The sequence below is a fragment of the Pseudomonas sp. LBUM1666 genome, from assembly GCF_059695775.1.
The window spans coordinates 1736288-1761971 of record NZ_CP166789.1; the positions used below are offsets into that span (position 1 = coordinate 1736288).

General features: G+C 54.8%; 22 protein-coding genes and 2 pseudogenes. 3 read left to right on the top strand and 21 right to left on the bottom strand.

Annotated features, from left to right (window positions below; all coding sequences use genetic code 11):
* From ACA056_RS07915 to ACA056_RS07930, 4 genes are all read right to left on the bottom strand, one after another.
* Window positions 1-1923: a TnsB C-terminal domain-containing protein gene (locus ACA056_RS07915; RefSeq protein ID WP_497271703.1), complete on the bottom strand. Its 1923-nt coding sequence runs from the start codon at window positions 1921-1923 to the stop codon at window positions 1-3.
* The gene (locus ACA056_RS07920) at window positions 1920-2579 is read right to left on the bottom strand and encodes a Tn7 transposase TnsA N-terminal domain-containing protein (RefSeq protein WP_497271705.1); all 660 of its coding nucleotides are present in this window, start codon (window positions 2577-2579) and stop codon (window positions 1920-1922) included. Before ACA056_RS07920 ends, ACA056_RS07915 begins: the two co-directional genes overlap by 4 nt.
* Complete coding sequence (locus ACA056_RS07925; protein ID WP_497271707.1) at window positions 2566-3471, bottom strand: hypothetical protein; 906 nt, start codon at window positions 3469-3471, stop codon at window positions 2566-2568. Before ACA056_RS07925 ends, ACA056_RS07920 begins: the two co-directional genes overlap by 14 nt.
* Window positions 3472-4864: 1393 nt before the next feature.
* A complete protein-coding gene (locus ACA056_RS07930; RefSeq protein WP_497271709.1) occupies window positions 4865-5896 on the bottom strand; it encodes a DNA-binding protein in 1032 nt (343 codons plus the stop codon).
* 884 nt (window positions 5897-6780) lie between these two features.
* On the opposite strand from ACA056_RS07930, the gene ACA056_RS07935 reads away from it, so the two are divergent.
* A complete protein-coding gene (locus ACA056_RS07935; protein WP_497271711.1) occupies window positions 6781-7230 on the top strand; it encodes an antitoxin Xre/MbcA/ParS toxin-binding domain-containing protein in 450 nt (149 codons plus the stop codon).
* Window positions 7231-7424: 194 nt separating this feature from the next.
* Window positions 7425-8096 (top strand): hypothetical protein, encoded by a 672-nt coding sequence (locus ACA056_RS07940; protein ID WP_497271713.1) that lies wholly within the window; start codon window positions 7425-7427, stop codon window positions 8094-8096.
* A 176-nt stretch (window positions 8097-8272) separates the two neighbouring features.
* Here the strand turns inward: ACA056_RS07940 and ACA056_RS07945 are convergent, their stop codons facing one another.
* The 6 genes and pseudogenes from ACA056_RS07945 to ACA056_RS07970 form a co-directional block, all read right to left on the bottom strand.
* Entirely contained in the window at window positions 8273-8566 is a 294-nt protein-coding gene (locus tag ACA056_RS07945) for a hypothetical protein (RefSeq protein ID WP_497271715.1), read from the bottom strand.
* A 19-nt stretch (window positions 8567-8585) separates the two neighbouring features.
* Window positions 8586-8882: a hypothetical protein gene (locus ACA056_RS07950; RefSeq protein ID WP_497271717.1), complete on the bottom strand. Its 297-nt coding sequence runs from the start codon at window positions 8880-8882 to the stop codon at window positions 8586-8588.
* 236 nt (window positions 8883-9118) lie between these two features.
* Complete coding sequence (locus ACA056_RS07955; RefSeq protein WP_497271719.1) at window positions 9119-9850, bottom strand: hypothetical protein; 732 nt, start codon at window positions 9848-9850, stop codon at window positions 9119-9121.
* 657 nt (window positions 9851-10507) lie between these two features.
* A pseudogene (locus ACA056_RS07960) lies at window positions 10508-10835 on the bottom strand (transposase); the annotation flags it as partial.
* 100 nt (window positions 10836-10935) lie between these two features.
* The gene (locus ACA056_RS07965; protein WP_497271721.1) at window positions 10936-11850 is read right to left on the bottom strand and encodes a glycine betaine ABC transporter substrate-binding protein; all 915 of its coding nucleotides are present in this window, start codon (window positions 11848-11850) and stop codon (window positions 10936-10938) included.
* 110 nt (window positions 11851-11960) lie between these two features.
* The gene (locus ACA056_RS07970; RefSeq protein WP_497271723.1) at window positions 11961-12887 is read right to left on the bottom strand and encodes an NAD(P)-dependent oxidoreductase; all 927 of its coding nucleotides are present in this window, start codon (window positions 12885-12887) and stop codon (window positions 11961-11963) included.
* A gap of 126 nt (window positions 12888-13013) precedes the next feature.
* On the opposite strand from ACA056_RS07970, the gene ACA056_RS07975 reads away from it, so the two are divergent.
* Complete coding sequence (locus ACA056_RS07975; protein ID WP_497271725.1) at window positions 13014-13910, top strand: LysR substrate-binding domain-containing protein; 897 nt, start codon at window positions 13014-13016, stop codon at window positions 13908-13910.
* Window positions 13911-13918: 8 nt separating this feature from the next.
* On the opposite strand, the gene ACA056_RS07980 is transcribed toward ACA056_RS07975, so the two are convergent.
* From ACA056_RS07980 to ACA056_RS08030, 11 genes and pseudogenes are all read right to left on the bottom strand, one after another.
* Complete coding sequence (locus ACA056_RS07980; RefSeq protein WP_497271727.1) at window positions 13919-14230, bottom strand: hypothetical protein; 312 nt, start codon at window positions 14228-14230, stop codon at window positions 13919-13921.
* A gap of 356 nt (window positions 14231-14586) precedes the next feature.
* On the bottom strand, window positions 14587-14808 hold the full coding sequence (locus ACA056_RS07985) for a hypothetical protein (protein ID WP_497271729.1): 222 nt from the start codon (window positions 14806-14808) through the stop codon (window positions 14587-14589).
* Window positions 14809-15209: 401 nt separating this feature from the next.
* Window positions 15210-15560, bottom strand: coding sequence for a hypothetical protein (locus ACA056_RS07990; protein ID WP_497271731.1), 351 nt, complete (start codon window positions 15558-15560; stop codon window positions 15210-15212).
* 460 nt (window positions 15561-16020) lie between these two features.
* Complete coding sequence (locus ACA056_RS07995) at window positions 16021-16185, bottom strand: hypothetical protein (protein ID WP_497271733.1); 165 nt, start codon at window positions 16183-16185, stop codon at window positions 16021-16023.
* Window positions 16182-16448, bottom strand: a complete 267-nt coding sequence (locus tag ACA056_RS08000) for a hypothetical protein (RefSeq protein ID WP_497271735.1) — start codon at window positions 16446-16448, stop codon at window positions 16182-16184. Before ACA056_RS08000 ends, ACA056_RS07995 begins: the two co-directional genes overlap by 4 nt.
* Before the next feature lie 28 nt (window positions 16449-16476).
* A pseudogene (locus tag ACA056_RS08005) lies at window positions 16477-16710 on the bottom strand (hypothetical protein); the annotation flags it as partial.
* A 203-nt stretch (window positions 16711-16913) separates the two neighbouring features.
* Window positions 16914-17339, bottom strand: coding sequence for a hypothetical protein (locus ACA056_RS08010; protein WP_494373655.1), 426 nt, complete (start codon window positions 17337-17339; stop codon window positions 16914-16916).
* A complete protein-coding gene (locus ACA056_RS08015) occupies window positions 17336-22150 on the bottom strand; it encodes an RHS repeat-associated core domain-containing protein (RefSeq protein WP_497271737.1) in 4815 nt (1604 codons plus the stop codon). The genes ACA056_RS08010 and ACA056_RS08015 overlap by 4 nt, the downstream gene beginning before the upstream one ends.
* Window positions 22147-22887: a DUF4123 domain-containing protein gene (locus ACA056_RS08020; protein WP_497271739.1), complete on the bottom strand. Its 741-nt coding sequence runs from the start codon at window positions 22885-22887 to the stop codon at window positions 22147-22149. The genes ACA056_RS08015 and ACA056_RS08020 overlap by 4 nt, the downstream gene beginning before the upstream one ends.
* On the bottom strand, window positions 22877-24919 hold the full coding sequence (locus ACA056_RS08025; RefSeq protein WP_497271741.1) for a type VI secretion system Vgr family protein: 2043 nt from the start codon (window positions 24917-24919) through the stop codon (window positions 22877-22879). Before ACA056_RS08025 ends, ACA056_RS08020 begins: the two co-directional genes overlap by 11 nt.
* 130 nt (window positions 24920-25049) lie before the next feature.
* The gene (locus ACA056_RS08030; RefSeq protein WP_017338154.1) at window positions 25050-25565 is read right to left on the bottom strand and encodes an Hcp family type VI secretion system effector; all 516 of its coding nucleotides are present in this window, start codon (window positions 25563-25565) and stop codon (window positions 25050-25052) included.
* Window positions 25566-25684: the final 119 nt, after the last annotated feature.

A 25684-nucleotide genomic window follows, 5' to 3' on the forward strand; every position in this document is an offset into this window, starting at 1 on the left:
TCAATGATCCTCGATGTACACCGATTTGATGCTAACCCCGGGAGGGAGTAGGGGGGGATTGGTTACGGGCGGTATTATTGCCGGGGCTGGGATAGCTTTATTCGAGGATTTCGCGGCTTTCTTGTCAGCTTTGCGCTGTTCCTGTGCCTTGGTTTTTTTCCGCTGGTGGTACTCCTTCTCGATCTGCTTGATGTTCTGGCGAATGTGCAGCAAGGCTAAACATACCTCGTCGCCGGTGAATTTCGCCTCTTCAGCAGCAATCGCATCCATCACCAATCGGTGTTCGTACATGCTCAACCCGGTCTGATAGCGGGAGTCGCGGGCCTCGGCGCGGATTAATGGAAGGGGGCGGTCCGGATGGTGCACCCAGACCTGACCCAGGTCCGCGATGTCGTAAAGGACGATTGCCTTCTGACGCGGTTTAAAATCGTGCTCGATTTCGGCTAAGCCCGCGCCGCTCCACTGCAAGTGATCGAAACCGACAATGCCGTTATTGATCCTGCAACGCTTCGTCGATCGTAGCGCAGCGTTTAGATCCTCCTCTGAATACTTTTCCGGTGGTAGTTGTTGAGACATGGCCTTGGCCCAGCGCGCGTTTGGCGACAGTTTTGTACGGCCACGTTTGAGCGGGTGGTTGTGGTAGACATTCTCCAACCAGTATTCAAATTCCTCTTGCAGTTGTTCAATGGTTAGGCATGCGTGTGCCGCGGAGTTGTAGCGGCCACAGGCCTTGGGATTGGAAAACGTGGTGCCCGGTAACGAATGGATGAAGGTAATGACCGTCGCGAAAAAAGCTTCGATGTGCGGGCGGGCATCGGGCATACCGGGTGGGGGTAACAACAGTTGTATGCCTAGCGTATTGGTGGCTGTCTTAACATTGATGTTGTTGTTTTCGATGCCCCGATCACCGGCGAGTGTCACGAGCTTGCCCCGTTCAAATTCTTCGCCAGGCACGGCCTGTAGGGACATCCGTAAACTTTTCAAGGTTTTTCCAGCGCAGGGTGGCATCAAGGAGAGGTCGTGGCCGATGATTTTTCCGCTCTTCACTTCAATAATTGCCTGCAAGTGGGCCACCTTGCCCAACAACTCGCCCTGGTCATCGACGAGCATGATGTCGCACGGCGTTTGACAGTCGATTTCACCTTGTTCCAACAAGTACTCGGGTTCGTCCCAGGCCGGCCCGTATTTGTTGTTGTCCGCAGCCGCTTTGGCGCCCAAGCGCGCCTTGTCAGTTTGATAGTGACACAGGCGCTTGATCTCGCGGCGCACGGTGCTGAGGGAGGGCTTGGGCAACAAGCGAGCATTGGTGCTGCGGCGAACGATGTTGTCCTCTGTGATTTGTCCTTTGATCCACTGGTGGACTATCGCAATACTGTTTTTCTGTTCACTGAGGTAGGACTCGTTGATGAAGCGCAGCATCACTTTGCGTACGGCTTCCGGGGTTTGTTTGCCACGAGGGCGGTCGCTTTTCTGCTTGAGCAAGGACCAGGGTGACCAGTTGCCTTGTTTGCACAACGCTGTCCATCGCCACAGGCTGGTGTAACTCGGTGCTTTGGTTTCACCGCGTTCGATGGCGAGTGCCTTCAACTTTTCGACGCAGGCATTGCGGGGTAATGCCCCTTGAAACGCTTTGCGGATGGCCATGACGATAAAGTGTTGGCCTTTGGCTCGGATGACGGCGGGGTCAGTCGAATTCACAAATCGTGCGGCGGCGGAGATTTCGATGGGCGGGCACTCGGCCAGCACAATCTGTTTTTTCAATAACAGGCCGTCCAGATCGTCGGGCGTGAGGAACAGCGTGCGTGTACCGTTGGCATCGCGGAAGGAAATGAGTTCGCTGGTGATATTGATGACTTCGTACAGCCGGCCGTCCATCAGGTACCGTCCGCCCACGCCAGGCGGCGGCACGTTAACGGACTTCACAAAAGCCTCTGCTCGATGCGCGACTGCCGGTTCAGGGGTAGGCTTAAATCAATGCTGAGCTCGCCCCGAAATAACCAGCGGTAGATGCCCCTGAGACTCGGGGGATAAGCACTGTTGAGGAGCTCACCCAGGGTGAAACACGTTTTATAGCGGGCCAGGAAGTCGATGAGGTAAGCCTGCTCGCGGGCGCTGATCCTGAACCCTTGAAAGTACAAGTAGCGCAGGTTGGCAAAGAGCTGTGGTGGCATTAATTGCTGTTTGTCGACCCGCCGCCATTCGATCTGCCACGCCTGACACTGCGTCGCGAAACTGTCCAGCTTGAACCGAGTGAGTTCCTTTATTTGATGAAAGTCGGATTTGACCTCGGTGAAATGGTTAGCCGATTGCTCGCGCAGGACAAAAAAATCGGGGGTGTAGCGCATCGAGCCCCGTTCCGTTTCCCAGGTGAAAGTATGGGGTTGGGGGTAGTAGGCGATGACATCGCAGTCCCATTCCAGCCAGACACAATACGCCGCCTCCACAGACCCTTCGCAGAGCACGGCCTTGTTGTTTTTCAGGGAGGGGAAAAAGATCGTGTAGTAGCCCGGCAGTCCGCGATGAAGGTCACGCACCGGCGCGCGATCGCCGGCCAGCCACGCTTGTTCATTCCACATCATCTTTTCCTCCAACAGGCGGCAGTGGTATCCGGCTGCCAGCTTGCGCAGACGGCAACTCAATACGGTCAAGCGCTGCGCCGATGACGTACGGCGGCCTGGCACCGGCTGGCTGTTGCTCGGGCTGGGTTGGTCGCAGCCGGGCGATCGCACAGGGCGCCACCGTCAGGGCCGGGCTGCCCATCATGGAGGGCAGCGTCTTCAGACGAGGCCCGCTAGGGGCCGTTGGGGCCGGGCGCACCTGGCGCTTGGCCAGCCAGCGATCCTCGCTCGCTGTCATGGTCTCGGCCGGAAGTCGGTGTTGCGTGCGCGTCCTGATGGCACCTCGGCCAGGATCGGGTTTCAGCATTTGCATCTGCGCATAGTGCTCAAACAGCGCCTGTATTTCCGCCAGAATCACCGAGGAATAACCGTGATAGCAACTGAACTCATCCACGATGAGCACTCGCACGCGTTCCGCCGGGTGGTGGGCTAAGCCATCATTCAGGCCCTGGAACAGCCGGGTGCAACGCAACTCGCGTTCTTCAGCGCCGTTGCGCCATGGGCCAGAGTCAGCCGGTGCTTCACGCGGGTTCATCGGTGGCCACGGCGTTGTCGCCGTCCGCTGAACCGCCGGTCCGGTCAATGGCTCGTGGTCGTCCAGCGGCGCCCCAGCGGGCAGGTAAGGTCGGTAGCGAGGGTCCAATTGACACAGGCGCCGGTATGTCGAGTGCTTGACCTTGATCAGGTCCTGCTGCTGGATCATCTGCCACGCTTGGTCCCGCGTGAACAATAAACAATGTCCGTCCAGCAGGTCTTCCAGACGCAGGCTGGTCGGGGTGAGGCCAGTCGTCTTGTACAGTCGACCGCCGACGCGATACAGCGCATGCGGGGAGGGGGCGTTCAAGCGGTTCATAGCTGTCTCCTTGCTAATCTGAGAGGGGCGGGTCAGGGCAGAAGATCCTGCGCTGAGATACCTGGACAATAGGCGCGAGCGGGGTGGCCCCTGGGGGGCGGCCGTGCCTCGCCCATCCTGGGTGCGTCGTAACCCACCGTGCGGGCTTAGCGGCAGCTGACGGCGAAGGCACGGCGCACGGTGGCCGACGGCGCGGGACTGGCGTTTGCGCTACTGGGCGCGTGGGCGGCGAGTCATGACGTGCAGGGCATAAGACGCTCGCCTCGGTGGCGGCCGGACGCCGTCGGCGCGGGGGGGGGCCGGACCGCGGCAGCCACGGGCGCTAAGTTCACCGTACACCTGTGGGGTGTGTACCGCCGACCATAGTTGCTGAAAGGGTAAGAGTGCGATGAGGGGATTTTTCCTGTTTTTTTTCTGGTTATATAGGTAATCATTCAAACGCTTGCAGTTTGTTTCTCTTCCAGTGTCGAGAGTTTTCGCAAATGAAAAATGTGGAACTTGATCAGTGTCACGGGCAAGTCAGCTGTACCGGTGTAAGAGGCGTACACTGATTTTCGCGTTCCCGTTCTGGGTATCGAATCATGGCCTGCGTCGAGCACCTCACGTGGCAAAATCTGCGCATGGCGATGGCCTTGCAGGCGACCGCTGCGCACCTTGGACTGGAGCCCAGTGCCGGGATCATGGCGCGCTGGGCCGAGGCGGCTGCGGGGGAGGTCCGGGGAAGTCAACGTGAGGTGCGCTGGTGCGCCATGCTGCAGGGGCTGGCCCATTCCAATGCGGTGTTACGTTTACTGGGCAAGCAGAGCCCGGCATTAACGGCCTTGATCGAGCACCCGCTGTGGTGGGCGCTGGGTTTTGCCCGCGTCACCCATGAGGACATTCGGCGCTGGTTGCCATTGACGGCGGTGCCGGCCATGAGGGCCCGGCGCTTGGTGGGGTTGCCCTGCACCACACCGCTGGTGCGCATGACGTGGTTGCTCCTCTGGCTCAGGGCGACCCCGCCGGTCCATCTCCTGCTGCGGTTGTTACTCAGCCGTGCGCTGAAACGTGAGTTGCCGCGCCTGTTGCATGCACCGTTGTGGAATGCACGATGCTACGGGCTCAGCCGGTTGTTGAGAGCACGTCTGCCCGCCCCGCTTGGCGACCAGGCCGCGGTCTGGTATGACACCGAGCAAGCGCTGGATGACAGTGTGCGTTTTTGGTCGTTGTTGCGGGCGTGGGGCATGGGCACCCCGCTGTTTCAGGATGAAGCCCAGTGGTGCCAGTTCTGTGACGTCTGTGACCGATTGTCCACTGAACAGTTGCGCACGGTATTCCTCCAGCTGTCGGTGTTTGATCGGGAACGCGAGTCGGTGTTCGAGGTGCATACCCTGCGCTGGCTGTATCAAAAGCTCTACCGGTTGCGCCGCGCCGCTCTAGATCTGTCAGCGCCGAAAACGGACGGACTCAAGCCGGTGCGTCGCTTGCCGGGGGCGGTCAGGTCGTGTGCCGCGAGACGACTGTGGCACACCGCCAGGTCGATGTTGAGTTGTTCGCGTTGACCGCTGAGTTCGCTGAGCGCGACGCTGGTCTGGCGCAGTTGCTCACTCAGCGACAGCCGCGCGGCCAGCAGTTGTTGTTCTTCATGGGTGAGTCGTTCGACGCGGCGTTCGAGCTGCGCATTGTGCTGGTGCTGGTCACGCAACTTTTGCCGCTCCAGGGACACGCTCAACTTGAGGGCGGCCAGCTCCTCGTTCAGTTGCGAAGCCCGCTGTTGCGCCTGCTGCAGCAGCAGTTCCAGTTTGCGCTGCTGCTGGTGGCTGTCTTGGCGAAACTGCTCGTGCTGCCGCTGCTGCGCCGCGTACTGCTCGTGACTTTGCTGGCGAAAATGTTCGAGATTTTCCCGCGTGTGCTGGTGCGAGGCTTGCAGTTGGGCGATCAGCGCGGCGCGTTCATTGAGCGTGACATTCAGACCGTGGGCGTCCTGGCGCGCCAGCCGCAGCGCCTCGTCCTTCGTCTCCATGGCCACGGCCTGCTGTTGGCGCTGCTGCAGCTCGTCGCGCAGCTGGCTTTTCAGCTGCGTCAGCTGCTCCTGAGCCACCCGCTGCTGCGCCTCCAGGGCCTGCACCTGGGCCAGCAGCTGCTGTTCCCGTCCGGCGCCGCGTGCCTGTTCCTGTTGCACGGTCGCTTGCGCCTGCTCCAGCAACTGGGTGCGAATCGCCTGCACCACGCTCATCAGGCGCTGGTCGATCACTGTGGCGGGGGGAGACTCGTTGGCGGGCGGCGCGGCGGCATCGAGTTCTTTCAGGTAGCGCGAGATCGTGCTTTTCGAGCCGGTGTTGCCGAGCTCAATACGCACCGCATCGATGCTCGGCCGCCGGCCCCGCCTGAGCAAGGCGGCACGGGCTTCACGCACCAGCGCCAGGTTGATTCCACCGCGAGCCATGGGTTACCTCCAGACGATTTCGTAACGTGTTACGTGACCTGTAATTACAGGCTACAAACGGTATGCATAAGGTGTTTGATGGAGACGGGTCTGGCACGGGATAAGCCGGACTTACCCCGTGTCAGCATCGTTTTGTCCCGGTTTCGGTTTGTTTTTCCTTACACCGTGCGATTCACCCCCACACTTTGGCGGACGCGGGGTCCACGGCGGCCACCTCCTTTTCAGCTTAGTTCGCTTTTGGCGGCGCTCGCAGGGTGGACGGGGCGCTTGCGATCAGATAAAGGACTGGGCCGGCAGCGATACATACGGAGTTGTGGGCTGCGGGGAAGGGGGAGCCCTGATCCCCTCGAGAGCATCGTGCCGCCTTCCTTTGACGGGCGCCCACCTTGATCAACGAAGGGCGTGGTACTTTTGGGGTGAGCAGCCGGCCGAGCGGGTCGGCAGGAGCCCCGGACGTTTTGCTCATTCCTCAACAGTGGTCAGGGAATAGACGTTCGTGACTCACCTCGAGCACCGTGATGAAAGGTAAACGCAAAGTCGAAACGAGCAAGTGGCAGCTCGCTGAGCAATTCAAGGCCGAGGCTCAGCGTCTGTTAAGGGCGCGCTCGGCACGCGCGCATCGATTCTTGGATGCCGCGCTAGTAGAAGGTAGAGACCTGGAGCCAGTCGGATCACTGGCGGGGGCCCGGCCTGCGACATTGGTTGACTTTCAACATCGCCGCCGACCCGCAACCAGCGTGGGGACCGATGGATCGACTTAACCGGAGCGAGGAGTGCGGTGCATTCTTGGGGCGTGGCTGACGGGGTTTCCGACCAAGCCACCTTCCCTGGCGGCGGAAATGGCCGGATGCTTCCTGCACGACGACGCACCGGATAGGCGACCCATGTTGGCTGAAGTGATGCACGAAAAGGCTTACCGGGCTTACCGGGTCCGGCTGGAAACGTTGCTGCGGATCCCTATTGACGCTTCAGATCAGGACATCCACGAGTTCATCACTGCGGGTTTCTGGGCCGCGAGAGTCAAGATGCTCTACGATATCGGTGCACTCAGCCCGGCAACGCGCAACCACATCATTGCGCTCAACGCCCTTAACATCCGGTTGGCTCGCGGTCAGCGCCTGAGCGTGAGTGAGAGTGACCGCCTATTTCGGCATGCGCACATCACGGCCATGGCCGAGGTGCTCTTTGGGGATAGCAAAAAAGCGAGGCGCTGGCTCAACAAATCCAAGCGGCGCTTTTCGGGTGAAACTCCCAATGCGCTACTCTCCACCAGCCAGGGTACTCGCCTGGTGGAAGAGATGCTGATTGAAGTAGCAGAAGGGTTGGCATTTTAATGGTGTCGCGGGTGAATGCGGTTGTGAGTATCACCATTCACGGGGACTTGGGGAGATAGGTCCCGCTGTAGGGTAGCCTCGGGACGAGGGGACGAAATGAAACCGGCGCCGGACGGTCATCCTGTAACCAGCCATCAGGGATAGATTGCTTATTAGCAATTTGGCACAGCACCGATGACCTCTGGGAGGTTGGTATGACTTTCAGTATCGACATCATTGAAATTGTTCGGGAATCGTCGGTGGTCGAGACTGAAACCTCGTCTCAAGATAGCGAGGGCTCTAGGCATAAAATTATTATTACCGTGGATGCGGAGCCTCGGGACTTGGTCGACGACTATGTACGCTCCGTAGAAATGCTCACCCAGGCGTTCCTCGACCACATTAACCCCCTCCCTGCCGATACTATTTCTTCCATCGTCTCCCTCATGGTGCCTAAGAAACCGGTGCCGTCGACGCTACTGCGCGAGGCTAGGATGCTCGTACAGGCGAAAGCCGAGATCCTTCAAAGCACCGATTGGGTGACGGCCAACGAGATCACGGATCTCGCACGCTTCAGCTCTAGCAACCCCAGCTTGCAGCCCAACAAATGGAAGCAGACCGGGAAGATATTTGCTGTGCGCCATCAAGGCGTCGATTATTTCCCCATCTACGGACTCGATCCGGAACAAGGCTTTCGGCCATTTTTAGCGTTAGAGAGGGTAATTTCGACGTTGGTTACGACGAAAGATGGGTGGGGCATGGCATTCTGGTTTGCGTCGCCAAATACCTTCCTCGGCGGGAAGCCGCCAAAGGAAGTGCTTCCGGCCAATCCCTCATGCGTTCTCACAGCCGCGAAGGAAGAGGTGTCAGGGAACTTTCATGTATGACAAGCCACCGTAGGCGCTGGCAGTCCCCGGTGAGGTGATGCACCTAGGCCAATTCACTCTTGAACCTACGTCGCTATTGGCCGATTTATGCCTGTCGTGACCGGCAGTAGTCGGCCAGAAGCGGACGTCCGTGACCTGCGCTTTTACAAGTCGGAAACATACTCTCGAATTCGCAGTTATTTATCCTTCAGCAATTCCTCGATCAGTCTTTCTGTCGCACACATTTCATCTAGAAATTTCTGATCATAATGACTGGAGGTTTCCAGGTAACCTCTTGTGCAATTTAACAGTCCCTTCAAGCTCGCCTCCAGCTTTTGCTCTGAGCCAGTACCGAACAATGCCAAGGTCAATTCGTACCGCCTCATGAAATCAGCCACAACGACCTCATCAGACGCCACGAGTTTGTCTTGCATAGCAGCGGTAGCTTTTTCGATTTGCTGGTTCAAACCCAATAATTTGTCGTTTAGCACATTCCACTCCTGCTAGCGTTCACTCATAAAATTTACCAGCGAGCAAAATTGCCGCACAGCGCTGCCATACGTTCAATACAGAAGCGTCCGTCAGAGAACACCTGGTGCTAGCGGTTGCCCACGAAGCTGCAGCATCAAGAAAGGTGTCAACAGAACCGTTCTCCCACCCCAAGGCGCCGGGCCCAAAGGGAGATGATGGAGAAGTCTCCTCCAACAAACGTTCCCGGGAGAAATCATTACCGAGAGCCGCCATAAATCCAATGAAGGATTGCTCGTCGTTTACGCTTTCCAGCAACTCATGAAGATCGGCAGACATAGGCATCCTGGCATCAACGTAATGGCGAGATAATACTGACCGGCATGCTGCTATGCCACGATATGGGCGGTCAACTTCGGCCATTGCCAATGCCTGCAATGGGTCGTTCACTGCCGGTGACGACAGGCAGTAACCGGCCAAAAGCTGACGGTCAGACTCTGGCCGCTTGCTGCCCTTCTCGATAGGCAGCAAACGGCCATTAGAAGTTCTTCGAATCGGCTAACCCTTCACGGCCACTAATCCCATGGGTTTGTACCAAGAGGAGAATCCTCCGCTAGATCCACATACAAAGTATCGTAGCCCCTTGTAACCCTCTGAGCCTGGTGCCATCCGGCTTCGCTTTTTACCATACGAACCTCTTGTACTGTCCGGCCGTTCTGCGCATACATAAAGATGTTGAAGCTCCGGCTATCCCTACCGTCCATAGGGAAGCTCCCGAACATTGAATTGATACCCGGCAGCAGTCGCTCAATGTTGAAGAAACGATCATTAATCAGTGCAGTGCCTTCTTTCAAAAGGTCCAAGTCACAAACCCTAATTTCGATGTTTGTGAGCGGGTACTCGCCGCAATGAATCGCCATCAGCATCAGAGAACCCGGATTTGTGCCATCAAACGCGCACAGTACGCGACAATAGCTTTCTCCCCCCGTTGTATAGCCAACAATGTCTTTGGCTTGATTTTCCAGATGATTGGCCTGCTGCTCCATATGTCCCACTAGGGCAGTTAGCCGTTGCTCAACAGATGTTAATCCCCCCTCAACCTTGAGCTGCTTTCGTACCCTGAACCATTGCCCGGATAAAAAACTCAAGAAAAAAAATGCGGGCGCAAAGGTGCCGATGCAATTCAATACTGTCTGCTGCCACCCTGTACTCGGATCAGGCACTGATAGCATGCGCAATATTGTCCACAGCACGGCAAACGTGAGCGGGAACCAGAACTCCAAGATTATCTGTTTGAATGTTTTCATAACTGTCCTTGTTGGTTCGCAACCTTGGCCGGTAGTCTGACACCTCTATAAGCTCGATTGAAAGCTGCTGCCGCACCTCTCCTGCACCATGGCGCATGTTAGCCGCGACCAAGTGAAATCCAAGCTTCAATAGGGCAGCCTTCAACAGCGGCTGCTTTTGGCCGAGGCTGTGTGAAAACGTTTTTCAGCGCGACAGGTACTCAAAAACGGACTGCAAATCGCGCTTCTACGCGAAATCCACATCTGCTGACGTGCCGATAAATTTCAGATTTAACGTAGACGCGCACACTTCAATTTTGGCAAAGCGTTTTTACACACTCTGTGCCGATTGCTGTCTGTCGCGAAGGCTGCAATCGACTGTGAAATCAACTAATCGATGCAACAGACCGGCTAGCGTCAACCCTATCGCTGGGCGCACTTCAATAAATTATTGCAATGCACATTCTGTTGGACGGCGACAATTGCGTCATCATCGCCATGGATTACCGCAATCTCCCACAGCATCTGGGGCGATCGAACGTGAGGTGGAGGCGCTGGAGTTCCGAGTATCTAGCCGCACGAATGCATTGCCTGTTCAGCTTATCTGCCTCTGCACCGGGATGGGCGTAGTAGATGAGCGAGTGACATCAAAGACCGTGTAAAACCAATAAACTGGCTCTTGGCACTCAACAGATCAATCAGCGAGTGCACGTTTGCTCCTTCGACATCAAGAGCGCGGTAGCCATTTAAAATGGATTTCTCCCGTTCAAGGTGAGCGATTCGAGCTTCCAGTTCCTGGATTTTCTGTTGCTCTGGCATTAGCAGCCTTGCTGCGGAGTAACACCTTTGCTCTCCTACTGAAGCTGATTAATCCAGCGTGTAACGCGAACTCAACAACCCCGAGCGAACGTTAGGCTTCGATATGGCTGAAGCCTTCATCAAGCACGAGGCCTGCGGCCTCGCGTTTGAATTCAGCGGAAAAGGAACGACGTTGCTTGGTCTTCAGACACCTCTATCTGGCGAGCATTCTCGTCTAAATGGTGTCCGGTTTCATTAGATCCACTACAGGAAGTGTACTTTGGCTACTTGACACGCCAAGGGCTATGTTAGTTTTTGTAGAGTGGAAGTTTTTTTGCACTTTCGGTCCATTCAGTAATTTTCTCTGGGTGTGAGTCAAGATAATGAGTGATAGCCCCATCGGGGTTTGAAGTCTCATGAGCCTCGGCCATAATTCCCTGCAAGTCGGCAAGGGGGATTTTGTAGTTTTGAAGGAAGTTCGCAGCTCGAGGAAAATCTTCACCGAACCCTTTGCGAGAAAGGGCATGTACGCCCTCAGCACCACCTAAAGAGCCTTTTGGATCTTCCAAATAGCGTAGGTTCCACTTTCCAAACATCCAATGAGGGGTCCAGGCTGTGGCAACGATCCAGTCTTTTTTAAGAATGGCTCGATCCATCGCAATAGTCATTGCAGTTGCGCTGCTAGCGGAGAGTTTGTAATCGACTAAGTTGTAATTTTTTATTGTTTCTTCGGATTTTCTCATTAGGCCTGCACCAGGGTCGATGCCTTGTATTATTCCTTTAAATTTCTTTGCAACTTCGGGATTTTCCAAATCAGCGATTGTTCTTACTTCGTTAACCGGTACATAGTCTGGCACCACCCATCCAAGCTTCCCGCCATAGATTATGCCTAAATCATCAACACTATTTTTGTACTTATCCCAATAAGCAGCTTGGGTGTTCGGTAGCCAAGCCATGAGCATAGCATCAAGCTTTTTAGTTGAGATGCTTTGATATTGCACGCCAAGTGCTAGCAGTGAGAGTTTTACTTTATAATCGAGTTGTTGCTCTAGGATTTTCTTGGCCATATTTGTAACGATTTCAGAGTCCGGCTCTGAAATAAAACTCAATCGCAAGGCTTGATCTTCCCTGAATTCAGACTCCGCCGCTTGAACGCCTAATGACATTAAAGGTACCACTGCCAACGTCGCACACTTGAATACATACATAAAATCAAGCTTCATTTTAATCATCCTATTATTTTAGCTTTTGGGTGGTGTATGGAAGATCAATTTACGCCAGCGCAAGCTCTTGGAGTTCCTGAATTCAGAGGAGATCCTAATTAAGCGGCTACCTATGCGTGTACGGGTAGGACTTCCCACGGTGCTACCCAGTCGCCCGCCACTCGCAACGCTATCTTTGCATCATCTTCAATGAGCCGGCAGACACTCATTTCACCGGAACGCTCTCCGTAACGCTGCTTCGCTTCTTCGAAGCGCGCATGAGTTGCACGGGTTAGCTCGCAGCGTGTTCCGGTTTCATTTAACAATTCTTCTATCAGGCCAAGATCTTTCAGGCACAGCGCAAGCGGGAAGGATGGGTCGTAGTGACCGGCAAATATCGACGGTACATCGTGTTGCATTACGAAGCTATCGGCGGCCCCTCCCTTCATTGCTTCCCACCATACATCTGGCTCCAAACCTGCAACCTTAGCGGCTACCATAGCTTCGCCTATAGCGGCAGCGTGGATTTTCCAAAGCTGGTTGTTAACCAGCTTGGCGACGTAACCGTTGCCATAGCGGCCAACTTTTCGAATTACACCCATCGCTTCAAGAACAGGACGCGTTTTTTCGATATGAGCATCCTGCCCACCTACAAACAAAATCATGTCACCACGTATGGAGGAATCAACTGACCCGGTAACAGGTGCATCAATAGGAAATCCGCCCCGCGCGACGAACTCGTCGGCGAGCTTGCGCATCATAAACGGACTGCTGGTTGTCAGGTCGATCCAGTATTTGCCAGTAATATCGGCTTCAAAAAAACCACCGGCACCACGTACAACTTGATCAATTTGCACTGGTCCGAAGACCATGCTAACTACGACATCTACATTCTCAATCACTTCTCGAGGGCTGTCAGCCCACACAGCACCATTGGCTAACAAAGACTCTGCCACTTCCCTCCGCAGGTCATATACAACCAAGTCAAAGCCTAAAGCCTGAATGTTCCGAGCCGCGGGAAGTCCCATTGTTCCTAAACCAACAAATCCAATTTTCATAATGTTTCTCGTTTTTATTGATGGGGCGATTGGAAGCTACGAGCAACATAAAATGCTTGTTGGCTATAAACAAATGAAATATTATTATGATATCGATCATGAAACGTGATAGTAAGAGGTGAGCGATTGAAAAACCTTGATTTGAACCTGCTCCAGGCTTTTATAGCCATCGTCGACAGTGGAGGTTTCACGCGTGCTGCTCACTTTTTATGCCGTACTCAGTCAGCCGTAAGCATGCAGTTGCAAAAGCTTGAAGAGCAGATGGGCAAACAGTTGATTCGACGGGATAATCGGCAAATAAGGTTGACGGAAGACGGTGAGATACTTCTCGGTTATGCGCGTCGTATGATCCATCTAAATGAAAGCGCCTTTGCGGCCGTTGGAAAGCCATACACTGAGGGGCACCTCAGACTAGGCATACCTGATGATTACGCTCAGTTTTTTTTACCTTCTGTGTTGACCCGTTTTGCACATGCATACCCACGAGTGCAGCTTGAAGTAACTGGGGCTTTGAGTGGGGAGCTGCTTGACCTACTTGAGGCGGGAGATCTTGACGTGGCTCTGATCACGCGACAGCCAAATCGAAGCTGCGGAAAAATTTTGCGCAAAGAACGGTTAGTCTGGGTAGGTTCGCGCCAACATATGGCTCAGAGCATGGAGCCGGTTCCGCTGGCGTTTTTCCCCGAAGGGTGTGTGTTCCGTGAGCATGCCATAGCTGCTCTTAACGCCCATGGACGGCCTTGGCGAATTGCCTATTCCAGTCGGAGCTTTGCTGGAGGAACAATCGCTGTAAACGGAGGTTTAGCAGTGACTGTAATGGCCCAGAGCATGGTGCCGGTTGAGTGGCGGATCTTCGGGGTCGAGGATGATTTTCCTCAATTGCCCGAGATCGAGATCGTTTTGCATCGAGCACCGAGCAAGCTACCATCAGCCACAACGCTGTTAGAGGAACAGTTGATTGAAAGCGTCCAGACAGCTTTTAATTCAGCTTTCCGACAAGGTAGCTATTTAACACGGGCTTAGTAAAGCGCTCACTTCTCAAGCGTCAGCCTCGATGAAGCAATTGCGCATATCGGCTTCTTGGCAGATTTTTGCCAGCCGATCGTGAACAGCCTTATCCAGCTCTTCGTCGCTCCAATAGGTGTGGCCAGCTCGTAATTGCCCGACCCCAGCCGCTTCATCCCGTAGGGTTCCAGGTAGTAGTGCTCGATGTTTTCCCCGGCTCGCTTTCTGCTGCGCACGAACTTGCTATTGTTCTCGACAACCAGGCGCAGCACGACAGTGGCGACCCGTTCGGCATCGACCTCTCCCAGCAGCCAATGAGCGTCCGCATCGCGGCGCACATGGCCTATGCACTCCACAATGAGGCAGAGGTTGCGTACAGCAACGCCGACTCTCCGCTCGGCCACGCAACTCAGAAAATCGCTGCGATCGATCAGGTCTTGATGTCACGGATGGTGCCGCGTTATTGAGCAGATTTAACGTCAGGGCCTAACGTTATTCCGGATAGCGTCTAACCCGAATGACCGCTCCTGGCCGATAGCTGCCCGTCATCAGTGGTAGCTATCGGGTAATGCTAGATATCAGAATGGGGGCTAGAATGAGCCGAACGGCTTGCGTTGATCTCGCCAAGCTTGAGCAGACGCTGATCGAAGGCGTGCATATTTCAACCATTCGCTCGCTACCAACACGCTTCGTCTCACCCATACATGTACAAAAGGTCGTCGATCAGCTCTAGCTCCTGCTGCGTGTACTGGACCTTGTTGTACCGTCTAATGTTCTGAAGCACACCTCTGATCGGAACCTGCCGCGAAGGATCCTGAACAATTTCGATCAAACGGTCGTAATCGGGATCGTTTCCCTTGAGGTATTTTTCAATCAGTTCTTTGAGCGCTACGCGCGCCTCTAGATCGGTTAGCACTGTTACTTCTCCGGCAAGACAGTGACCTCATCCACTTTGATGATAGTGGTAGTACCTGGTTTCGGAACGAGTTATCGCCCACCACCTGTACCTTAGCCAGCATACGCTTTCGTGAAGCGTTCCAGGTTCGGACTTTTACCATCAAGCTAATATGGGACTTTTACGGTTGGCACGTCGTCCTTATAGAGTTGCAGCGTGTCGAACTTCAATCGCAGGCAACCATCACTCCATGCAGGGGCGGGGGCAGCACTACGGCCATCAAGCAGATTTGGTATCCATGTGGCGATTCAGTGGTTGCAGAAAACTCTGAATAATAGGGTAAATGTAGGGAGCCATTCCGGTCTGTGAGATGGTTTCAATCCCCGCGTGTGCTGCGGGGATTACTTTCCATAAGCTAGGAGCTACTGATAAAGTCCCGCAGAAGAATCCAGGGCGTTCAACAATTCCTGAGCTGGAATAGCGTACTGACCGAGGTTCGCCATATCCAGATCCCCCCAGTCTTGATCATCATCAATTTCCAATATCAGCAAATCGATTTTTTTGAGCTGGAAGAAACTGATGATGTCGCGAATCTCTTTCTCGCGTTGCACGTGATCATTTCCATAGAGCCCACCGGCATAGAAGAAGCCCTTATCACCCATGGCAAGTTTCTTCTGAGAGCCAATAAGGGACATTTTGAAGCGTTGGTGAAGAAATTTCGTGGCTTCCACATAACTCGTCGGTGATGCCGCTGCAATGCTTATTTTGGTCATGGTTTAAAAGCCCTCAGAGATCAGAGGGTTAAGTGGTTTGCCCATGGTGTCTTTCTGGTAGTTACCATCGTGCCACCTGTAGAGGTGTTCATCGGCGACGTCGCGCACGCGGAGCGTGGTTAGCCCTGTCCTATTTTATTTGTTTTTATTTATTTAAATCTTTAAAGGGATTCGAACTCGGTAGTGCAACCAAGTTTTTTCAGCCTTTGGATTTCTTGTTCGAATGTGTAGTTTGGCAGGTCTTTATTTTGTTTGTCATACTCGTTCCTGAGAAGTCTAAATAGCTTGCCTGTTTTTTCTTTTGTTTTGCTGTTGAGGCTGTTAATAAGGTCATAGTTGTCGGCAGATAAAAACTCAAACTTGTGCTTTATTACGTAATAGGCTGTAATGTTCGAAAGTAATCCTGCCGCGTCTTCGTAATTTTCTCCGAGGTACTTTGCATACTCTTCAAATATGTTTGTCAGTAAGCTTCGTGCTGCGTTTTAAGTACGCCGCACATTTCCTGCCAGTTGCTGACATAAAGATGATCGCCCCAATCAGATCCCCTCGCGAAGTAAATGCCGTTTCCCTTGAAAAAATCGGCGATTTCATGCTGATCTAGAGCCGTTTCGAAAGTGGTTTTCATTGAAGCTTTTCCCAGTCATCAAAATTTTTCAACAGCGTTCCCACGTCACTATTATGGGAAACGCTCTCTGATCCGATCAGAGCAGCTTCTTTTGTCCCACTTTTGGTTGCCCCGCCAGGAACCCATTCGTTCGGGTACGCACCATTTTCTTTTCCATTAGGCATTTCATAGCGGAATCTTGGGTCGTCAGGCTTGATTTTAACGATATATATGCCCTCGCCCTCTAGAGTTTTTGCGCCAAGGTTTAGCTCGCTATTTAGCACCCGCCAATCGTTGCCGGCAGCTCGGTATTTCGTCGCCGAACTCCGTTTTCTTTAGCAACTGGCCTTTGAGGTCGTATTCATAAGCGGTACGACGACCGTCGAAGCCGGTTTCCTGCTGGATTAGGCCGTTAGAGTAGTAATCGAGTTGGTAGTGTTCGCGACGTTCGTTTTCGATCTCACTGAGCAGTAGGCGCGCATTGTCGTAGCGATAGCGCAGTTGGCTACTATCCGGATTGATACGACGGCTGACTAGATGCAGGTTTACGACTTAGCTCAAAAAGCGGTCCCTTTCCATTTTGTCTTAAGTAGTGCAACTGAAGCTGTTGAGGAACCGCATCCTTCATTATGTAATGATGCGCCGCCTTCTTTCGCTCTATCCAAATTCGACATGCCTTTAAACGAAAGAAGAAACCCTTTAGCCTTGACTGGAGACCGGCTAATGGGTGTCCCGTTTCATTAGGGTTTTTAGTTGTCTTTTTGGGCGTTGTAGGTTCGTAGCATTTCCTCTGAACCGTCCCAGTTCGGGGGCGTCTCCCAATTTTTATTTTTCTTTTGTCCAATTATTGCGCCAATAAATGTATTTTTTTCATCATAAAAAATGCGACCGTCCCAACTTGTACTGTCAATGAAACGCATTGATAGTATTGCGTCAGGCGCCATACTTGAAAGCGCATTTATAAGCTCTTCAAATCCTGGTATTACCGATGAAGTTGTGTTTGCAATTTCTTTTTGAGTGGTGAGTTCTTTTTTATACGCATCGCTAGTTTTTTTTATAATGTAATCGTTTTTAAAAATGAAACTTTCTTCAGTTGATTTTTTTAATAGTTGGGCCGATTTTATCCCGCCGTCTGCGAGATGAAAATTCTGCTGTAACAAATCTAATATATTCATGGCTTAAACACCTCGATATCCCCGCTGCGGGGTCCTTTCAAGAGAACTTCTTGCTCCCCCCAACGATCTTCCGAATACTGCCATGACCACTTATCTCCTTCTTTTGGGGCGCCAATTTTAACTCTCAGAATAAGTCCATCCTCTTTCGCAAATTGCCTGGCGATATCAGGTGATCTTGTCCATGAAGTATAGGGGCTGTCTCCCGAGTGTCCTCCATAATTGTGATCGTCAGGATTTACTACGCCATCAATTTTTCCGGGAGTTACCTTTCCGGAAAATGCGTCATTTTCGGCAGGATGGCCCTTATGAACACCGCGATACAGATATCCTTCCTCTGGAGTGCTTGGGAGACGAGGAAGATTCTCGTAGTCCGTTTCGCGAGATTGGTTTGATTGCTTCTCATCAGGACCGTCGCACGGTTCGCAGCTCAACCCTAATGGATCCACCCATCCTGTAGGGTTAGGCACGTACTGGTAATTGTTCAGCCCGCCTGCAAGCTTGATCGGATCCGGCGTCAGATACCGTCCAGTCCCCGGATTGTAGTAGCGATGCCGGTTGTAATGTAAGCCCGTTTCCGCATCGAAGTACTGGCCCTGAAAGCGCAGCGGGTTGTCGATTTCTGCAACGTCGAGCGTGGCGAGGTTGCCATAGGCGCGGTATTTCGCCGACCACATGATCTCGCCGCTGTAATCGGTGAGTTCCTGCGGCGTGCCGAGGTGGTCGAGTTGGTAGTAGAACGGCTCAGCTTTGAGCGGGCCTTCACCGTCGAGCATCGCCAAAGGCCGGAAGGAGCCCGGCTCGTAGATGTAGCTGCGATAGCGGTTATTGGCGCTTTCTGCGATGAGGCGTTCGCCTTGCCACAGGAACTCTGTGGTTTGGTCGTTGACGGTTTTGGCGATACGGCGGCCGAAGGCGTCGTACTTGTAGCTTGCGATGCTGCCGCTGGGGAGGCTGACACCGATGAGGCGGTGTTGGCAGTCGTAGCGGTATTCGGTGACGAGCTTTTGCTCGGTTCCGCGGCGCTCACGGCTCAAATTGCCAAAGGCGTCGTAGTCGTAATGTCGATCGCCCTGCATCAGCAAACGGTTGCCTTTGACATTGGCCAAGTTCGCGGTGGGTTGGTCACCTTGACCTAGAAGGTTGCCCGCCGGGTCGTGGGCAAAACTTTCCGGGGTGGCGCCTCGAACGTTGATCAAACGGTCGAGCGGGTCGTAGTGATAACTACGATTGCCTTTCCGGCTGTCATTGATGCCGGCGAGGTTGCCGTTTGCATCGTAAGCGTAGCGACGCTGGAACAGGTTGCGATCCTGCTGGCTAACGCTGTGAGCTTGCAGGCGGCCTTGTTCGTCGTATTGGTATTGGCTGAGCAACAAACCCTGTTGACGCTGCTGTTCGCGACCTGCGCTGAACTGGTGAGTGGTCAGGCGTGAACCGTTGAGGTCGATACTGCTCAGTTGACCGCCTCGTTGGTGGCGATAATCAAGCTTGCTGCCGTCGGGTAAGCGGCAGTGGCTGAGTTGGCCGAGTTGGTCGTACTCGTAACGCAGGGTCCCCCAGCCTTGGTGCTCGGTGATCAGGCGGTCTTGCAGGTCGTATTCGTAGGCCAGCGGCCAGTTTCCGTCATCGACGTTCACCAGGCGCCCGAGGGCGTCGTAGCTGTAGTGAATTTCCTCGCCATCGGCCAGGGTTTTCACCAGCAGGCGGCCAGCGGCATCGCGCTGGTACTCGGTAATCAGTTCGTTACCGTCGTCGCCGAACTCGGTTTTCTTCAGCAACTGACCATTAAGGTCGTATTCATAAGCGGTACGACGACCGTCGAAGCCGGTTTCCTGCTGGATGAGGCCGTTCGGGTAGTAATCGAGGTGGTAGTGCTCGCCACGTTCGTTTTCGATCTCGCTGAGCAGCAGACGTGCGTTGTCGTAGCGATAGCGCAGTTGGCTGCCATCCGGGTTGATGCGGCGGCTGACCAAGTGCAGGTTATCGGCATATTCGTAGCGGGTGACTCGGCCCAACTCATCGCGCTCGGCGGTGACGCGGCCGTATGGGTTGTAAGTGAACGCGCGCGTAGCGCCACCGGGCAGGGTGATTTGCGCGAGCCGGTTGGCAGCATCCCATTGGTATTGGGTGATCGCGCCGCTTTCGTCCTGACGGGTGATCTGCCGGCCCAACGCGTCGTAGCGATACTTGCGCTGACCACCATCGGGCAACTGTTCTTCGAGCAGTTGGCCGAGATTGTTCCATCCCAGTTGATGACGGCTGCCATCCGGATGACGGATTTCTAGAAGACGGCCCTGGCGGTCATAGTTGTAGTGGGTTGAATTGCCGTCCGGGTCGATTTGTTCGGTGATATCGCCTTGGTCGTTGCGCCAATATATCCACTTCGCCGGGCCACGATTCACCACACGGACGTAGCCGTGGTAATACTCATAAGAGGTCGGGGTGTCTTCGGGTGGAATAACCGCGATCAGTCGGCCTGCTTCGTTGTATTGGTATTCGGTGACGGCGCCGAGTGGATCTTTCTCGGCGATCAGGCGGCCCTTGTCGTCGTAGGCCTTGAGGTGCTCCGCACCGTCCGGATCAACCTTGGCAACCAGTCGCGCCTTATCGTCGTGGGTATAGACCTCTTCGCTGCCGTCAGCATTGGTAACTGTGACGCTGCCTTTGTCATCCCAGGCGTAATGCGCGTCCATCTGCGAGAAGCTAGCCCAGTGATGGATGCAGCGCGCCGATTTACCTTCTTTTTCCCATTCCCAGTAAAAACTGGTGCCGCCGGCGAGTTGCCGCTCAAGAATGACGTTCTGGTCGTTGTAGGCATAACGCTCGGCTTCGCCGGCGGCGTTTTTGGCTTCGATCAGGCGGTGTTGGGCGTCGTAACTGTAGGTGACCAGGGTCTGGATGGTGCTCCAGGCGTCTTCCAGATTGTCGGCCGGGATGAACTGCTGGTAGTCGATGGCGACGATGTGCTTGCGGTCGTATCGCACGAGAAGGGCACGACCGGCGCCGTTATCGACGCGCTTGATTCGCCCGTGAATGTCACGGGTGATGTGCAGCCGATTGCCGTAGTTGTCGCTGATGGCGATCAGCGTGGCGCCCTTGCTGTTGTAGCGAAAGTGGTAGAACTGGGCACGTTCTCCGGCCTGGGTGAGGATCAGTTCAGAGGGATCATCACCCAGGAAAATCGCTGCTTCTGACAGGCTGTTGGTGATCGCCGGACGCTGCACACTCGGTAACGGGAACGTGGTGATACGGTTTTCGTGGTCGGTCCAGACTACCTCGTCGCCCTGTATATCGACCCGTTGTGCCAAGGCGTGGCTCCAGCCGTAGCCGAGGCCGCAATCAATTTCCGCAGCGCTGGTGCGGTAAAGGCGAGTCCACTCGAAAGGTAGTAGCCCGTCGAGCTGACCATCGGTCAGCGTCAGTAGCTCTTCACCGGTAACCATGGAAACCGGGCAATTGTTGGTGCAGGTTTTCTTGGCGCAGGTTGAGCTCTTTTCGTCGGGCGTTTTTGACTGGGCCGGAGCATCGCTGACTTTTTCCTTTGGCTCCAGGACGAATTGTTTTTCTGCTTTTTTTCGAGCAAATGCCGAGGCGTTTTTTTCCAGTAGTGTTGGGGTGTCGCTGGTGATCGGCAAAGGACCTTTTGCTCTTGCTGCGGTGGCTTGCTCGATTTTCAATGCAGCCTTTTTGGCGGCGTCCATCGGTACGCCTTGCGCACTGGCCAACAGTGGTTTCACGGTTTCGCCGTGAGCCTTCAAGGCGTGTCCCTTACTCGCGGCCAAGAGTTTTTCCGCGAGCTCCTCTAGCATTTTTACCGCTGTACCGGATTTGACCTTGGCCAAGGTTTTTGTGCCAACACGTATAGCCAGCCCGAGGCCGCCAGACAGACAGATCCCTAGTATCACGTTGATCAGAAAGGAAGCGCCGATGGCAGTAATCACTTCCACACAGACTTGCGGTGGCAACATGCCAACCCACGCGATAATGGCGGATAGATAGATGTACATCAGCGGTTCGTCGCTGAGGATCAACAATCCAGTGGCTATGGCTTCTTTCGATGCTGAGTAGAGTTTCTCAACTTCCTCTTTACTCAGGTAATGAAGAAGTTTCTCCACATTTTTAAAGGGGTCGGCTAATAGTTCGAACAGGCTTTTGATGTCATCCCACAGACCTAGAAGCGCTTTCTCAAGACTATCGAGTGCAGACTGCATCAATATGAGCGAGCGACCCGCCCGGTCTGTCGCCGAGTAGCTCGCCCACTGTGGCTGGAACTTACTCGACCATTCGCTTTTCAACCAGCCGTCAAGATTGCCGATGACACCCTGGTATGAGTCGTACAGCGCTTTGACGTTGCTTTCAGAAACGTTGGGAAAAAAAGTGATGCGGTACATCTGGCCCGGCTTACAGCCTTTGATGACTTCAATGCCGCTCGGGCCGATATTCGCAGGAATTACCGGACCGACAACGTCGTATCCGCCGAACATCGCTTTTTTGACGGGTTCGAGCCTGACCGGTGTATTGCCGATCGGCACGTAGCGCGCACTCTCAAACATATGGATCAGCGTGAAATCGCCCATCAACGGACAGGTTGCGTAGGTTTCAACCGGTCCCGTCTTAGTTTTGCGCTCAGTGACGCTGACTTCGTTACCCACCTTGAACTTCTGGTCGACATCCATGGCCCAGCCAGTCCAGAAGCCGTCAGCCCAGGTTTTGTAGTCGGTCAGGCAATTATTGAAGTCTTTGAGAATGACATTCACGTCTGGGGTCTTGGCGTCGAGAACTCGAATAACCAAATTACCGATGGGATCAATCATGACGTGACTTCCTTTGTCAGCTCAGCAGCCAGACGCTCTGCCATATCTTCTGTATTGGATTGTTGGCGCACGAAGCGCTCGACTTTGTGGCGCAGATTTCTTTCGGGGAAGGAGAAGAAGAGTTCTGGGCAATCCTCTCCCAACCACTGCATTAGGTTGTCGACGACGGTGGTGTGGTCTTTTTCCGCCAGCGTGTCGACTAACTTCTGCGGCACCTCCCACCACGGCCAGGCCTTGGCCGGTGGCACTCCCCTCGGTCCCACTTCCAGTTTCTGGCCATTGATCAGGTAGCGGTCGAACACTGGCAAAACTTCACCCGCGCCAGCACCCAATCCTTCAAGAATCGGGAAAATATGCCGCCCATCCCAAAACCGAAAGAACACCTCGGTCCCATCCGGCATCCGCACTTGAGTCAAACTGCGAAGATGTTCGAACACCACGTCCGGGGTGCTGGTGGACACCGCCAGCCAGCCCCAATCCTGAGCGTCGGTTTCAGCAATCCACTGAAGGAAACCGGCGTTGGGTTTCAGCTCGGCGAGGTAGGGCATCACTGGCTGCCAATCGGCGTACGGCGTGCCGCTCCAGATCGGGATCAGCTCCGGCGCCATCTCCTGCTGGTAGAAGGCCTTCAGTGGCTCGGCATCGCTCGCCGCACTGACAATCAAATAAAGACGTTCATTAGCCTGCAACGGCCGTTCAGCCAGCCAATCCTGCGGGGTCAAAAGATCAGATCGCACAAGCACCTGCCTTGCATTTTTCGCACTCTTCACAGAACGGGGCGTTGCGTTTTAGCGTATTGATCTGCGCCGGGGTCAGGACCGCGCCGGCCTTGTCGGCATCCGCCTGTTTCAGCACGCCGGGCATCAGTGGCGCGGCGCCAGTGCCGTTGCCGGGGCTGCCACCGGAGTTCATGTTGATCACCGGCCCGCTCAGGGTGACGCCGTTGCCGTCGATCTTGATGAAGCTGCCGCCGCCCTTGAGGGTCAGTTCGCTGCCGGCTTCGAGCACGACTTTCATGCCGCTGCTCAGGTGGATTTCCTGGCCGGCTTCGATGAATTGGCCGGTGCCGACTTTGATGTGTTGGTTGACACCCACCGTGAGGTGGTCGTTGGCGCGGGTTTCGACTTTGCGGTCGGCGTAGACGGTGTGGTGTTCTTCGGCCTTGAATTCGCTGTAGCTGTTTTGCTCGACGGTGTCGTGGCGTTCGTTGCCGACGCGGATTTTCTGGTCGTGCTCGACGTTTTCGTCCCAGTCGCGTTGGGCGTGCAGGAAGATTTGTTCCTGGCCCTTTTTGTCTTCGATGCGCAGTTCGTTGTAACCGCCGCCGCCGGGGGAGCTCAGGGTTTTGAAGGTGCTGCGGGTTTTGTTCGCCGGCAGGGCGTACGGGACGACGTTTTCCTTGTGGTACAGGCAGCCGCTGATCAACGGTTGGTCGGGGTCGCCTTCCAAAAACGAAACCAGCACTTCCATGCCGATCCGCGGGATGGCGATGCCGCCGTAATGGGCGCCGGCCCAGGCGGAGGAGACGCGCAGCCAGCAGCTGGTCTTGTCGTCGGCCTGGCCTTCGCGGTCCCAGTGGAATTGCACTTTGACGCGGCCGTATTGGTCGCAGTGGATCTCTTCACCCTTGGGCCCGGTGACCACGGCGCTTTGGCTGCCGAGGATGCGCGGCTTTTTCTGGGTCAGCGGTGGGCGGTTCGGCACGTCCCACGGGGTGGCCTGGAAGCGGTTGCGGTAGCCCTGGTGGAAATCGTCTTTCAGCTTGGTGGTGTCGCTGGTGACTGACTCTTCCAGCACTTGCGGCTGTTTGCCTTCGTGGAGGATTTCGGTCAGCAGCCACAGATCGTTCCATTTGGCTTTCGGGTGTTGGGTCAGGGCCAGGAAATGGCCGCTGACCAGCAACGGCTGATCGCTTTTGCCTTCGGCGAGCTGGAAGTCGCTGCGGTGACGTTCGAGGGCGCGTTTGGCCAGGTGCTTGCCACGTTCGCGGTCGATAAAACGACCGGGGTAGTCGTAGTCTTCGAGGTCGGGCAGGGCGTCGCCACGGTTTTCGCTTTCCAGGGTCAGGCGTGGTTTTTCGAAGTCGTAGTCGCGGCGGGTGGTGCGGCTGGTGCGGGTTTCCAGGCGCAGGTCGAAACGCTTGATTACCGGGTTGTTGGCGACCATGCCGGAGTCTTGCTGATAGGCCACGGGGGCGAGTTTCGGGAACACCGTCTGGTCATCGCCGAACACCAGCTTGTGGGCCGTGGCGCTGTGCTGGAAGTGGTAGTGGATACCTTCCTCCTCGCACAGGCGCTGGATGAATTGCAGGTCCGACTCATCGTATTGAACGCAGTAAATGCGCTCGGGATAGATCGCCCCGACTTTGAATTCGTAGGCATTGCTTTGGATGCCGTGCTCTTCAAGGACCATGCCGATGATTTTCGGCACGCTGAGGTTCTGGAAGATGCGTTGGTTGATGCGGTGCGCGAGGTAGGACAGTTGCGGGCGCAGGGTCACCGCGTAGCGGGTCAGGCGTTTGCCGGAATCACCCTGGGCGGCGCGATAGATCTGGCCATGGATGCCGCTGCCGTCAGGCGAGAGCTGCAAGAAGGCCGGTTTGTGCAGCAGGGTCTCGAGGTCCAGGGACGGCTGTTCACTGACCAGCTCCACCTCAAACACAAAAGGCTGGCTGATGGCTTCCCGACCTTGCAGGGCAAGCACCTGGAGATCGTTATCCAGACCTTCGATAGTCAGGGCAAAGTGAGTCTGATTGGCCGGCGCGAACATCCCTTGTTCCTCTTGCAGTGCTGCGGCGTAAACCAATACCCGATCAAAGGATCAGCAGACGCAAATTCTGGAAAGGCGGAAACAACATCGACCAGCAGAGCTGGCCGATGCGTGAAGCGGTCAGCCGCGATTAAGCGACTGGCTGACGCCAGTCATCGGAACCCGAAGTACCGGATACTTCGTGGGTCCAGGTGATTTTGCGGTAGGTGAACTGTACTTCTTCCAGGTGCGTGAAGTGGGAGTTCGACGGATCCTGGCAGTTGTGCATTTTGTTGTTGATGGCGACGATGATCGCGTCTTCCAGTTTGGTGGTGTAGTAGTGCTCTTGGGTCCCTTGGGCCGAAGTACGGAACCACTGGATAACGATTTCGCTCATGCGCTCGCCCGAGGTCAGAGCCGCTTGCAGCAGTGGCGAAGACTTGTCGTAGACCTTGGTGATCACAACTGGTTTGTGTACGCGCTGACCGGTCGGTTGGCCGGACTGCGGGTCACGCGGGATGATTACGTCGTGGTTGAAAGCCTGAACCATGACCTGGTCTTCGTGACCTTCCTGGTAGGTGTTGCCAACCGAGTCGGCGGTGAACGCACCGGCAGTGATCAGACCTTGTTTTTCGCCAGTGACGGACATGTACGCTGGAGTAGCCATGGATGTGCTCCTTGCTGAATAAAGTAAGAGTGCCCGGGAGGCGGTATCGCCCGGTGGGTGCCTGACTGTTATCAAGGTCCGTGCCAGAAATGTTGAGGACCAATCAAATCGGGGGGATA

Excerpts from the sequence above, each read along its gene's own strand:
- ACA056_RS07920 (WP_497271705.1), bottom strand. The coding sequence starts at position 2,579 with ATGATGTGGAATGAACAAGCGTGGCTGGCCGGCGATCGCGCGCCGGTG.
- ACA056_RS07925 (WP_497271707.1), bottom strand. The coding sequence starts at position 3,471 with ATGAACCGCTTGAACGCCCCCTCCCCGCATGCGCTGTATCGCGTCGGC.
- ACA056_RS07930 (WP_497271709.1), bottom strand. The coding sequence starts at position 5,896 with ATGGCTCGCGGTGGAATCAACCTGGCGCTGGTGCGTGAAGCCCGTGCC.
- ACA056_RS07935 (WP_497271711.1), top strand. The coding sequence starts at position 6,781 with ATGTTGGCTGAAGTGATGCACGAAAAGGCTTACCGGGCTTACCGGGTC.
- ACA056_RS07940 (WP_497271713.1), top strand. The coding sequence starts at position 7,425 with ATGACTTTCAGTATCGACATCATTGAAATTGTTCGGGAATCGTCGGTG.
- ACA056_RS07950 (WP_497271717.1), bottom strand. The coding sequence starts at position 8,882 with ATGTCTGCCGATCTTCATGAGTTGCTGGAAAGCGTAAACGACGAGCAA.
- ACA056_RS07955 (WP_497271719.1), bottom strand. The coding sequence starts at position 9,850 with ATGAAAACATTCAAACAGATAATCTTGGAGTTCTGGTTCCCGCTCACG.
- ACA056_RS07965 (WP_497271721.1), bottom strand. The coding sequence starts at position 11,850 with ATGAAGCTTGATTTTATGTATGTATTCAAGTGTGCGACGTTGGCAGTG.
- ACA056_RS07970 (WP_497271723.1), bottom strand. The coding sequence starts at position 12,887 with ATGAAAATTGGATTTGTTGGTTTAGGAACAATGGGACTTCCCGCGGCT.
- ACA056_RS07990 (WP_497271731.1), bottom strand. The coding sequence starts at position 15,560 with ATGACCAAAATAAGCATTGCAGCGGCATCACCGACGAGTTATGTGGAA.
- ACA056_RS07995 (WP_497271733.1), bottom strand. The coding sequence starts at position 16,185 with ATGAAAACCACTTTCGAAACGGCTCTAGATCAGCATGAAATCGCCGAT.
- ACA056_RS08010 (WP_494373655.1), bottom strand. The coding sequence starts at position 17,339 with ATGAATATATTAGATTTGTTACAGCAGAATTTTCATCTCGCAGACGGC.
- ACA056_RS08015 (WP_497271737.1), bottom strand. The coding sequence starts at position 22,150 with ATGATTGATCCCATCGGTAATTTGGTTATTCGAGTTCTCGACGCCAAG.
- ACA056_RS08025 (WP_497271741.1), bottom strand. The coding sequence starts at position 24,919 with ATGTTCGCGCCGGCCAATCAGACTCACTTTGCCCTGACTATCGAAGGT.
- ACA056_RS08030 (WP_017338154.1), bottom strand. The coding sequence starts at position 25,565 with ATGGCTACTCCAGCGTACATGTCCGTCACTGGCGAAAAACAAGGTCTG.